This is a genomic window from Aliiglaciecola lipolytica E3 (assembly GCF_000314975.1).
Lineage (GTDB): Bacteria > Pseudomonadota > Gammaproteobacteria > Enterobacterales > Alteromonadaceae > Aliiglaciecola > Aliiglaciecola lipolytica.
The window spans coordinates 73,380-85,224 of sequence record NZ_BAEN01000030.1 but is presented as its reverse complement, the minus strand read 5'-3'; the positions used below and the strand labels follow the sequence as shown (position 1 = coordinate 85,224).

Below are 11,845 nucleotides of genomic sequence, written 5' to 3'. Positions count from 1 at the left end.
TTTTTTTATGTTTAAACAGAATCTATACTAAGGCCTTGTGTATTGCACACTCTTACCAGCAGTAGGTTGTAAATATCGGTCACGAAGTTTAGTTTGACGAGATGTCATCTCAACCAACTCCCCATTTATGATGACCACTTCAGCAGCTTCAGTTACTTCCATTGGGTCACCTGACCATACAACTAAATCAGCTTGTTTGCCTTTGGCTAGACTGCCCACTTTATCATCTACACCAAAAATTTTAGCCGGATTAATGGTTAGCGCGGCTAACCCTGCTTCCCATGGCAACCCATGCGACACTGCGTTGCCCGCGTGCTGTTTCGCCAAGCGAATATTATGGGTGTTCATTCCAATTGCTACGGTAACACCGGATTCGTGCAATCGGCCTGCATTTTCCATCGTAGCTGCGAGCTGGTCGAATTCATAGGGTAAATTTGACTCTGGATTTAAGATAACCGCAATATCCGCCTCAGCGAGCTTCTCAGCGACTTTCCATCCCTCAGTTGCATACAACACTACGATATTAAGCATAGGGTGACGCTTTTTCAATGCAATGACTTGCAACAAGTCAGCTTCACGGTGAGCAGCGATCATAAGTGGTATTTCACCATCGACCACAGGCACGAGTGCATTGGCGTCATCGATACTGCTTACTCCGTACCACGGAGACTGGGGATTAAACGTTTTTCCTTTTACGTAGCTTGCTTCTTTTAACGCACGCTCCAAAGCTACCCACAATGCAGCTCTACTACCACCGCTGTTGTCGGCTGCGTCATTATCGACACCTGTTGAAACAAAAGCGGCTGGTTTAATGATAGGATCGCTCCCTTGTGCCAACGAAATAAATGCACCCTGACCTTGGAAAAGCTGTCCGGTACGATTCATTGTTGTTGCTGCTGAGGTAACGCCATCAATTCGCGAAATTGCAAATAAGCTTGAATTTGGATTTACACTATAAGCGACATTATAAGCAGCACCTGTTTGGCTAATCGCATTGTCAGATGCACTGCTATCTACTGTTCCAGCGGACATGCCAACTTCGACCAATCCCAATGAAGTGTATGCGCCAATTAACCCAGGCGTAACCACTTTGCCTTTTGCATCAATGATTTCATATCCTTGCAAAGACGGGGGTTCAGTAAGGATGGATTGAATGGTTCCATCGCTGATTAGCACTGTTGCGTTTTCTAGTGTTCCTTGTTCGGTTAAGGTATGCACTGTTGCATCGACAATCGCGATATTTTTAGCCAAAACAGTGTTAGCAAAACACGCGATCAGAACCAATGATAACAATCTCTTAGTATTCATCATTTGCTGTCTCCTTCACCAGGTTGGCCTAACTCGAAATCACTCACCGGCCAACTATTCGGATCGGTTCGATCAAATGCTAATGCACCGTCAATGTAAACATTTACTGCTTTGGCGTAGGTAGAAAATGGATCGGCACTCCATAACACCAAATCAGCATTTTTACCGACTTCCAACGAGCCTGTTTGATCAAAAATGCCTAACGACTTAGCTGGATTAGCTGACAACCATTGCCACGCATCAGCTTGAGAAATGTTGATACCTACTCGCTTACCATTACCCCACGCTTTTGCTGCTTCTTGGTTTAAGCGCTGAATTCCTTTGTCATCGTCAGAATGTACGATTGCACACGCGCCAGCAGCATGTACCATTGGGATATTTTCTTGAATACCGTCATACGCTTCCATTTTGAAGCCCCACCAGTCTGCCCACATTGAAGAACAAACATTGTTTTCCTTCAGTTTGTCAGCAATTTTATATGACTCTACAGCGTGATGGAATGAACCAATTTGATAATTAAATTCTTTCATTACATCTAGCATCGTGCCCATGTCATCTGCACGATAACAATGCATATGCACAATAATTTCACCGTCTAAAACGCCAACTAATGTTTCTAATTTTAAATCTCTTTTAGGTATTTTAGGATCTTTACCGTCATCATATTCAGCGTAGTATCGATCCCACTTACTTTTGTACTCTTGCGCATCGGCCCAAGCTTGACGATATCCAGCGACGTTACCCATGCGTGTACCAGGTCCGCCTTTTTTACCGTAAACACGTTTTGGATTTTCGCCACAGGCCATTTTCATCCCATAAGGTGCTCCTGGAAACTTCATATCTTGAATCACACGATTAGGGACATTTTTCACAGTAACTGCGCGTCCACCCACTAAATTTGCAGAACCAGGAAGTATCTGCAAACTTGTCACGCCTCCCATTAGAGCTCGTTGAAAGCCGGGATCTTGGGGCCATATGGAATGTTCCGCCCACGCTTGCGCCGTAACCGGGTCGGTCATTTCATTACCATCAGAATGTGAAGCAGTATCAGGTGTCGCGTATACCCCAAGGTGACTATGCACATCAATAATTCCGGGCGTCACCCACTGGCCATTCCCATCGATAGTTTTGGTGCCTTGCGGAGCAGTTATAGATTCACCAATTGCTTGAATTTTACCGTCGCTAATAAATACCGAACCTGACTCAAGATAACCACCAATACCATCCAAAATATGGACGTTGGTAATTAAAGTGGGTTCACTAGCCATTGGCTGGTAGGTGCTGGGAAAAGGGTTTTTATTGAGTGTAACTGGAGGCTCTTTTTCTGGTTGTTCTGATCCACAACCGGCTAAGATCAAAGTAGCCAAAACGCTGAGTGTTAACCCAGAGTGACTTGATATTTTTTTCATGGTTTCCTGCCGAAAAGTGTTAATAGTTTATTATTTTTATTTTATTTTTAATTTCGATAACGGATAGTCAATATCCTCTTTACCTCATGCAATTTGCACTGACTTAATGAAAAACAGTGTATTTCCGATGAGGTTTGTTAGGCGTAAATATACCAGTTGTTGAAGATACTGCAATTAAGCGCTTTGCAGTTCATCCCAGGGAATTTCACATTCACCTAAACTTGTCGCGATATAAGCAGACTGATCTGAAATTGTGACTGACATATCCATGGTTCTTTCAATCAATTCGGTAAGAATACAAATGTGTTGCCAATTAAAACGGTAGAAATGCGCGTTTAATTGTTTAAATTTTGACTCCGATTGCTGCCACCATACCTCGGACTTAGTATTGAAACTATATACTTTAACGTTCGATGCTAATCGTGTTGCTTTTTTAACTGGCTCAACATCGGGTTCACCTATTTCAATCCAATGCTCTATTTCATCATTAGGTTGTTTCAACCATATATCGGGTTCATCAATTTCACTTAAGCCTTTTGTTAAGGCAAGACCTTCTTGAGCTTCAATACAAAATGCCAGAATTCGCGCCATCATTCGTTGTTCTGTCTCAGAAGGATGTTTAGCCACTATAAGATTTAAATTGTCATAATGATGCCTGTCCATGTTAGACAAAGAGATACGAAATTTATAAATCGTTGGCTTTAATGCCATGAAAATCACCTGCGACTTTTATCGTGTAAGGTTAAATTTAATGCTCAAATATTTAAATTTTTGCATCACAAATTGGATTAGGAGATTGCTGTAAAACTGACACAATATCCGCGGATTTTGACATTGAACGAATGGTTAAAAATAAACTTTCGGCTTGAGGAAATTGCACTTTCAGATAACCTAGCCACTGTTTTATCCTATTTGGATAGTAACGCCCCTTATCACCAAAGATTTCATAGCCCGAATAGGTCAATAAAAGTTCTTTTACCTCTTCCCATGTCATAGCAGGTGCATTATTGCGTACGACTTGTGCTAAATTAGGTAACGCTAATGCGCCTCTCCCTAACATAATATCGCTGCATAGCGATTGCTGTTGACACATTTGTGCGTCCCGCTTTGACCAAATTTCGCCATTGGCGATAATTGGGATCTGCGTTTGCAGCTTTATTTTGCCAATCCAATCCCAGTAAGCAGGAGGTTTATAACCTTCCGTTTTTGTACGCGCATGAATTGCCAAACTATTCGCACCTGCGGCCTCAATAGCCTGCGCATTTTCGATCGCCAATGTTTTATCTTCGAATCCGAGGCGCATTTTTGCAGTAACTTGATGAGGCTCAGGAACGGCTTTACGCACTGCAGACACGATTCTGTAGAGTACTTCTGGTTCTTTTAACAATACAGCGCCACCTTTACTCTTATTCACTGTTTTTGCAGGACAGCCAAAGTTAAGGTCAACACCATGTGAACCAAGTTCAATCGCTCTTACGGCGTTTTCAGCCAACCAATCAGGCTCTTGACCTAGTAACTGTACTTTTACAGGCACTCCTGAAGGTGTAAAACCTTGATGATGTAATTCAGGACATAAACGATAAAAAACTTTGTTAGGCAGGAGTTGCTCGACAACTCGAACAAATTCAGTCACACACAGGTCAAAGCCCCCCACTTGGGTAAGCATGTCACGCATCAGATGATCCACCACGCCTTCCATCGGCGCTAACACTATTTTCATTAAGCTCTTATTATTTATGCTGAATTTGGAGGTGGCGGATTGTAACAAATATAGCCACGTTAGGAGTTGTTTTTTAATTTTCTGATGTATTCTTGTCTGCGTTCTGCAGTACAAGCGATAATTTCTAATTTCTGCGAATTATCTGATTCTCCCCAGACTAAAATTTCATCTAAACTTCGATAACACCCCACACATATATCGTTCTGGTCTAAGCAACAATTGCGAATACAGGGAGAAGGAACTGGTTTTGTTAATGGTTTCATTTATTTAATTTTTTGCGTGATAAAACCAATTGTCTAAACTCTTCGATTTCCTGCAGTGTATAAGGGCTATGAACTCGTTTGGTTGACGCAGGTTGACTTTGTAAGCTAACACCTGGCCTATGCTCAATGTGCGGTCTAATAGGGCGAGGACTAAAACCACCGCCACAATTAGGACAAACATTATGTAGAACAGATTCAACACAATCCTGACAAAAGGTGCACTCGTATGTGCAAATACAGGCTTCCTCACTATCGGCAGGTAAATCTTTGTCGCACCACTCACAATTTGGTCTTAATTCTAACATGCCTGTCTCCGAAAAATTTTGTCCGCTTATGAATTGTCAATTTTGAAATCTTTAGTAACCGAACGTGAATCCCAATTAAAAGTGTATGGATCGAAATGCTGCTCAATCGTAGGTTTAACGATGGCAAAATACGGAGAAATGTCAAAATCTCTAGGCACAAATAACGTGTGGTGCCGAGAGCGGAAGAATATATTATCACTGTCATGCGACGCATTCCGATCTTTGCTTATTTTTTGCGGCAAAATAGGATAGCCAACGGACTGAAATGATTGCGCTAAAAGAGAAGAACAAATTGCTCGTGTGGGATCTCCACTTCCCAACGACAACATATTTCGACGCCACCCGACTGGTACAGGTGGTGTTTGAATCAAATAACGAGCTAAATCTAGGATATTTTTGGTGTCGTACTGATGGCCAAGCCTTGCTTTGGCATACTCAATAATTTTATCAATATCTTCTTGATTAAGGCTAACTGGACGACAAATACGAGTCCCTTGATCTACATATACTTGTAAATCAATAATTCTTACGCCTTCAACAACATCAGCCTCCAGAAGCAAGACTTTGGTAATATCGGGGACTTCAGCATTGCATTGATCGCTAATGCAAAGAGCTGCGTGTGACCAAGTGGATTGAGTTAAATACTTTATCGCTGTACTTATCCTGCTCATACCATCAACTAAAAGTACATCGCCTTTTTTGAGTGTTCTAATTAACGCATCAGGTTCGCAGGTAGTTTCGCTTCGATAAGTAGGACTAGGCTTTTGTAAAAAATGCGCAATCTTTTTGCCTATCCAATTTAGTGGACTCAATGAAATTATCCGGTGAATATATTTATTACATAATATGCATCAGCTTAAATTTTTCTGCAAATTAGCCATAAAAATTAGTGCCTGACTTTGTAATATTGGATCGTGGACAGGCACCTTTATTTACTTCAATATTTTAACGTGGACAGGCATCGGCGATTACCGCCCATTCGTCGATCGCCCAACCATGGACAGGCAACAATGAACTTCCAATCGTGGACAGGCAACAATTGCTTTGAATACTTTTTGGAGATAAAAGTGAATTTAGTTTTGTGCGGTATAATTTAGAAGCAAAAAAAAACCGCACCTTAAAGTGCGGTTTTTCAATTGGCGTCCCCAAGGGGATTCGAACCCCTGTTACCGCCGTGAAAGGGCGATGTCCTAGGCCTCTAGACGATGGGGACAAAAAATATTTCATAAGAAACAATTTCTATCACTACTGTTTACTTAATTCGCCTAGGAATGTGAATTAAGCGTTCCATGTTGCTGCTACCAGCTACCGAGTACTTAACCTGTACTCTCTTATATATGGCGTCCCCAAGGGGATTCGAACCCCTGTTACCGCCGTGAAAGGGCGGTGTCCTAGGCCTCTAGACGATGGGGACAGAAACTTTGTTTATCGACGTAATCATCGATAAATATCTGTAAGGTATTCAAGTCCCTAAGAGGATTGACATTATAGAACGGACAACCGCCCTACAACTTAATTAAACCTTACAAAACAAATTCTTGTCATATCTAATGTTTACTGGCCTAGGTGGTAGTAAACAATCCTTGATATTGGTGGAGCTAGGCGGGATCGAACCGCCGACCTCTTGCATGCCATGCAAGCGCTCTCCCAGCTGAGCTATAGCCCCGTGCTTTTTTGTCACTAGTGGCTAAGCTGGTTAGCTAGCTACCATTCCTTGACAGCGGGGCGCATTCTAGGCATCTGCTCTTTTCATGTCAACGATTTTTTTAAGAAATTTCTCTGTTTGCTATATAAATGAGCGCTTTGTCGATTCGTTGTGCAACTTGTTCAGGATTTAATAGATTTAGAGTAACATCCAGAGATGGTGAATTCCCTGCCCCAGTCACAGCGACTCGCAAAGGCATACCTACTTTTCCCATGCCAATATCTAATTGTTGTGCGGTATCGTTAATAGCGTCTTGTATAGCCTCTGGCGTCCAATTTTGAATCGTCGATAATTTTTCTTTTACTAACAGTAGTGCCTCTTTTGCTACCGGTCTAAGATGTTTTTTTGCAGCACCGGCATCAAATTCCTCATAATCTTCATAAAAATATCGGCTTATTTGTGCTAATTCTACTAATGTTTTGACTCGATCAGCTTGGGCTTCAATTACGGCTTCTATTTTTGGACCATTGTTAATATCAATATTTTGATTTTCAAAATGCCATAAAGCGTGTTTAGCCACTTCACTACTGGGAAGTGATTTTATATAGTGCTGGTTTAACCAAATTAGCTTGTCTGTATTGAACGCAGACGCCGATTGGCCGATTGCGTCTAATTCAAATAGCTCAATCATTTCTTCAAGTGAGAATATTTCTTGATCACCATGTGACCACCCCAACCGAACTAGGTAATTCAATAAGGCTTGGGGCAGAAAACCATCATCTCGATATTGCATAACCCCAACGGCACCATGACGTTTTGATAATTTTTTTCCATCATCACCCAAAATCATTGATACGTGAGCATACTCAGGGATAGATGCGCCTAGTGCTTCAAGGATATTAATTTGTCTTGGTGTATTATTAATATGATCTTCACCTCTAATTACATGAGAAATATTCATATCCCAATCGTCGACTACCACACAAAAATTATATGTAGGTGTTCCATCACTACGTTGAATTACTAAATCATCTAATTCGGCATTCGCGATTTCAATTTTCCCTCTGATATGATCATTGATAACCACTTTTCCTTCTGACGGATTTTTAAAACGAACAGCAAATGGTTGTCCTTCTGGATGATCTGTTCTATCGCGCCACGTTCCTGGATAACGAGGTTTTTCACCTGCCTCCATTTGTTTCTCGCGGATTTCATCTAGTTCAGCAGAAGTCATAAAGCATTTATAAGCTTTACCTTGGTCAAGTAATTGTTCAATTAATTCTTTATAGCGATCAAATCTCTTTGTTTGATAATAAGGACCTTCGTCGTGCTCCAATCCCAACCATTCCATACCTTCCAAAATGGCATCAATAGCCGCTTGAGTCGAACGCTCAATGTCAGTATCTTCAATACGTAAAACAAATTTACCTCCTTTGCTTTTGGCATATAACCATGAATAGAGAGCTGTTCTCGCCCCTCCTACATGTAAATAACCAGTTGGACTAGGAGCAAATCGGGTGATCACTGACATTTTTTCTTTCCTTTTTGATTTAGTGCGCGAAGTTTACCAGTCTAGAAGAGGTAAAAAAAACCAATTTTAAAATCAAATCATGTTTAAATGCGATTTTGAGACATTTTGTATATTAATTGTTCTGAGCAACCCCATGAAGAGTAGAAAAACAGCAATTAAACAATATTTTTAAAGTTTAGGGTTGACAGTCAAAGTCGCATATCTATAATAGCGCTCCACTTGCCAAGCACGGTAAGTGAATAGAGAAATTGGACGCTTAGCTCAGTTGGGAGAGCATCGCCCTTACAAGGCGAGGGTCACTGGTTCAAGCCCAGTAGCGTCCACCACTTTTTCTTCTTACAAATCATGCATTTGGACGCTTAGCTCAGTTGGGAGAGCATCGCCCTTACAAGGCGAGGGTCACTGGTTCAAGCCCAGTAGCGTCCACCATCTTACTTTTCAAGCGCTTACGTTAAAATCTTCTGTATAAAATATCATCAATGTTAATCTGTGGGACGCGAATGAGTCACTAGTGGGTCGCCAGTGGGTAATTTGTGGGGATTTTGTGGGACACACAGTCTAACCTCATTCCCCAAATCCGTTGTAAAATAAGCCTTTCCAAGCAACGGCGTGGGACATAAGCGACAAAGCCCCATACGGGATTAAACAATCATTAACATGCAAAGCTTGGAAGAAAATAAAGCATACTAATCCATTTCAAAAACTTTCAATTTTCTATCAATTTCTTTTGCTATCTCTAAATGTGCTGTATGAGTAAAGCAACCTTATTTGACGATGGTCAAATAAAGCTACCTATCCACAAAGTCATAATGTGAAAGACTGAGAAAAAGTCGACTGGAACTGCTTAATCATCTTTAGAAACACCACTCTAAAAGACTTCTTAGTGTTAACGCTATCGATATAGCATGGGACATATCAACGGCCACATAAACACACTTTATTTATCATTGAGTTGCCTAACGTTAATTGCACGGTCATCAGATTCCGATGCTACATTCATGTCTCGTCTTTGCTGTTTACGCTCAAATTTGGCAAGCCAAATCATAGGCAACACAATTAATACTGATCCAATGAGCATATACATACTGGGAATTTCGCCAAACCATATCAAGCCCACTATGACCGCACCAATTAAACCACTATATTCTGCGCTTGCTATTTTATTAGCCTGCACAGCGCGATAGGCTACTACGCATGCTGCCGAATAAATCAAAATAAATGAGGTCGATAACAGCGCTGAAACAAAAATAGAAAAGTCCCAAGGTTTTTGCTCCCACAGCGCTAGTCCAAATGCGACCGGCATACCCAATAAACTCGTCAATAGTAAGGTGTGAAGCACACTGTGTTGCAAAGGGATTTTCTTTACCAATAAGTTATTTGCTGCAAGTGTCACTGCCACCACCAAAGCACTTATACCAGACCATGTGAGCTGTGTCGGCTGCACCACTATCAGCACGCCAATAAAACCAACGATAGCGACCGATACACTTTGTTTGCTTAATTTTTCATTCCAAATATAAAACGCTAGTGCCATCATCAGCAGAGGCGCTGCATAGAATATTGCGTTTGCGGTAGCAATGGGCATCGATTTTAAGGCAAACACCATAAACACTGCGCCCAGTAGCCAAACATGCCCCCTTATAAGATGCCATTTCATGTCTATCAAAAGTCCGCGCTTTTTAGTGAGTAAGCACAAAGGCAGCACTAGAATAACGGCGGCGAGCTGGCGAAAAAACACAAACTGATATGTCGCTACATCGTCCGGTAAGCTTTTAATAACGGAGTCTGAAAACACTGCAACTACATTACCGACGACCAATAACAGCATGGCGAGGCCAACACTCATATTTGGCATGATTGACTCCTTAAACAATAGTGTGACACGAAGAAATGCGCTAAGAATTTAAACGCATTGTATAGGCTTGTTTTCATGATATATAATGATTTAAATTATTTTAATATGAGAAATATTAATAATGGAATTACCACCATTACGCGCATTACACTGTTTTGAGGCGGTTACTCGTTTAAACAGTTTTTCAGATGCGGCAACGTCGCTCAATGTCACACAAAGCGCAGTAAGCCACCAAATTCGATTACTCGAAGAGTATTTAGGAGAAAGTCTTTTCAACCGTCAAGGCAGAAATTTTGAAATCACACAAAAAGGCCAGCGTTATTATGAAGAAGTAAGCAACGCGCTTAATCATATTTTTGACGCTAGTGAGCAAATTAAACACAAACATTCAAATAAGTTGCGACTGGCTATTTATAGTTCTCTGGCAATAAAATGGCTTATGCCTCACCTTGATGAATTTAGACAAGCTTATCCAGATATCAATCTTGTGCTAAATATGGTGACCGAAGACCCAATTATCAGTGACAATACAGCCGATTGTTTTATCACGCTTAATGCTCCTTCACGGCATTTTGAAACCTGCTATCTTTATTCTGAAAAGCTGACATTAGTGTGCGGAAAATCGCTATATAACGACATAAAAAATATTACACTTGAGCAGGCGCTACAACGTTATCCGCTCCTTTCAGTTAACTATGATAAACACGCTAAAGACGATTGTCGCGATTGGCACAAATGGTCAGAACAAACACGCACAAGCTTACCAAAGCACGCACGCTATCAGCATTTTAGTCATGTTTTATTAGCCGCAGAAGCGGCTCGCTATAACTTAGGTATTGGGCTTATTGATGAAATGATCATAAGCGAAGCTGAATTGCAGGCAAATTTAGTGAGGCTAGACGCGTCTCAAGCCTTTACGGGTGCCAAATTTTATTATGTATATCGAGCATCAAGAGCCGATAACAAAGCATATGTTCAACTAGGCGCTTGGCTAAAGTCAAAGTGCGCGTTCGCAAGATAAACTCAAATGCGAATTGAGCACATCTACGCAAGTCCTTTGTGAGGGTCATAATAAGGTTGTAAACAATTGCCATCGCCCGCACAAAAAAGGCGTTGCAACCGCCAAGAATAAGCATTTGCTTCGTCTTGAAATATGCTGTGCAGCAAAGTAGGTAACCAAGGCCCCAATGCTGCAGATTATAATGATGTAATAGTCGCTTAACCTAAAAGCTGGCAAATCGAATATAACAACTCGCAAGGTTCCTCCCCCCTATCCCCGTTATACATGTAATAAATACAAAACCAATCCAATCTAACTTATGTCGAGCTGCAACTAATACGCCGGATATTGCGAAGGCGATTGTGGCAATAATATTCACAGTAAACAGAATAACTTCCATTATTTATCTCAATATTATGTGAATCTAGCCAGTTTTAATCCAAATCTTGATGTATTTTGTAAATTTAGGAGTCCGAATTTAGGCAGAAACTATCTTTTCAATAAAAGCAATACAGACAACGCTCTAAATACACCTACGTGAGAATAAAGAATTTCAAGAGATTCTAAGCGAGCTAATGAGTATCGCTATAACTTTGGACAGCAAACGGCATTGTTTCTGCACGCTGAGAAACACTTTCAGTTGCAATTCAACTATCTTAACGTTAAACTACATTGCATTGAGGTTATTTGATCTAAGCTAATTGGAAAATAAAAACGACCATTCGCAAACTTACTACGATTTAGTATGACAAGAGGCAGTATCAATCCATGTTAGCAAAACAAATTATTTATTGCGGTTTGATAAACGA

At 40.9% G+C, this 11,845-nt stretch carries 11 protein-coding genes and 5 tRNA genes; 3 read left to right on the top strand and 13 right to left on the bottom strand.

The window, feature by feature from the left end; all coding sequences use genetic code 11:
* Window positions 1–27 precede the first annotated feature (27 nt).
* From GLIP_RS06790 to gltX, 11 genes are all read right to left on the bottom strand, one after another.
* Window positions 28–1,311 (bottom strand): amidohydrolase family protein, encoded by a 1,284-nt coding sequence (locus GLIP_RS06790; protein WP_226992192.1) that lies wholly within the window; start codon window positions 1,309–1,311, stop codon window positions 28–30.
* Window positions 1,308–2,717 (bottom strand): amidohydrolase, encoded by a 1,410-nt coding sequence (locus GLIP_RS06785; RefSeq protein ID WP_008843858.1) that lies wholly within the window; start codon window positions 2,715–2,717, stop codon window positions 1,308–1,310. The genes GLIP_RS06790 and GLIP_RS06785 overlap by 4 nt, the downstream gene beginning before the upstream one ends.
* 174 nt (window positions 2,718–2,891) lie before the next feature.
* Window positions 2,892–3,428, bottom strand: a complete 537-nt coding sequence (locus GLIP_RS06780) for a YaeQ family protein (protein WP_008843857.1) — start codon at window positions 3,426–3,428, stop codon at window positions 2,892–2,894.
* 52 nt (window positions 3,429–3,480) lie between these two features.
* On the bottom strand, window positions 3,481–4,437 hold the full coding sequence (dusC, locus tag GLIP_RS06775) for a tRNA dihydrouridine(16) synthase DusC (protein ID WP_008843856.1): 957 nt from the start codon (window positions 4,435–4,437) through the stop codon (window positions 3,481–3,483).
* Between the two features lie 59 nt (window positions 4,438–4,496).
* Complete coding sequence (locus tag GLIP_RS21650; protein ID WP_083880080.1) at window positions 4,497–4,700, bottom strand: DUF1289 domain-containing protein; 204 nt, start codon at window positions 4,698–4,700, stop codon at window positions 4,497–4,499.
* On the bottom strand, window positions 4,697–5,005 hold the full coding sequence (locus tag GLIP_RS06770) for a DUF1272 domain-containing protein (protein ID WP_008843854.1): 309 nt from the start codon (window positions 5,003–5,005) through the stop codon (window positions 4,697–4,699). Before GLIP_RS06770 ends, GLIP_RS21650 begins: the two co-directional genes overlap by 4 nt.
* A 26-nt stretch (window positions 5,006–5,031) precedes the next feature.
* Complete coding sequence (locus tag GLIP_RS06765) at window positions 5,032–5,817, bottom strand: YiiX/YebB-like N1pC/P60 family cysteine hydrolase (protein WP_008843853.1); 786 nt, start codon at window positions 5,815–5,817, stop codon at window positions 5,032–5,034.
* 325 nt (window positions 5,818–6,142) lie between these two features.
* A tRNA-Glu gene (locus GLIP_RS06760) sits at window positions 6,143–6,218 on the bottom strand.
* Window positions 6,219–6,343: 125 nt separating this feature from the next.
* Window positions 6,344–6,419 (bottom strand) — tRNA-Glu (locus tag GLIP_RS06755).
* Window positions 6,420–6,595: 176 nt separating this feature from the next.
* A tRNA-Ala gene (locus GLIP_RS06750) sits at window positions 6,596–6,671 on the bottom strand.
* Window positions 6,672–6,771: 100 nt separating this feature from the next.
* Window positions 6,772–8,181, bottom strand: a complete 1,410-nt coding sequence (gene gltX, locus GLIP_RS06745) for a glutamate--tRNA ligase (RefSeq protein ID WP_008843852.1) — start codon at window positions 8,179–8,181, stop codon at window positions 6,772–6,774.
* Window positions 8,182–8,431: 250 nt separating this feature from the next.
* On the opposite strand from gltX, the gene GLIP_RS06740 reads away from it, so the two are divergent.
* Both GLIP_RS06740 and GLIP_RS06735 read left to right on the top strand, forming a co-directional pair.
* Window positions 8,432–8,507, top strand: a tRNA-Val gene (locus GLIP_RS06740).
* 27 nt (window positions 8,508–8,534) lie between these two features.
* Window positions 8,535–8,610, top strand: a tRNA-Val gene (locus GLIP_RS06735).
* A 508-nt stretch (window positions 8,611–9,118) separates the two neighbouring features.
* Here GLIP_RS06735 and GLIP_RS06730 read toward each other — a convergent pair.
* The gene (locus GLIP_RS06730; protein ID WP_008843851.1) at window positions 9,119–10,036 is read right to left on the bottom strand and encodes a DMT family transporter; all 918 of its coding nucleotides are present in this window, start codon (window positions 10,034–10,036) and stop codon (window positions 9,119–9,121) included.
* A 121-nt stretch (window positions 10,037–10,157) separates the two neighbouring features.
* Between GLIP_RS06730 and GLIP_RS06725 the strand changes: the two genes are divergently transcribed.
* The gene (locus tag GLIP_RS06725) at window positions 10,158–11,057 is read left to right on the top strand and encodes a LysR substrate-binding domain-containing protein (RefSeq protein WP_008843850.1); all 900 of its coding nucleotides are present in this window, start codon (window positions 10,158–10,160) and stop codon (window positions 11,055–11,057) included.
* Between the two features lie 202 nt (window positions 11,058–11,259).
* Here the strand turns inward: GLIP_RS06725 and GLIP_RS22275 are convergent, their stop codons facing one another.
* Window positions 11,260–11,436, bottom strand: a complete 177-nt coding sequence (locus tag GLIP_RS22275; protein ID WP_226992191.1) for a TRIC cation channel family protein — start codon at window positions 11,434–11,436, stop codon at window positions 11,260–11,262.
* Between the last annotated feature and the right edge of the window lie 409 nt (window positions 11,437–11,845).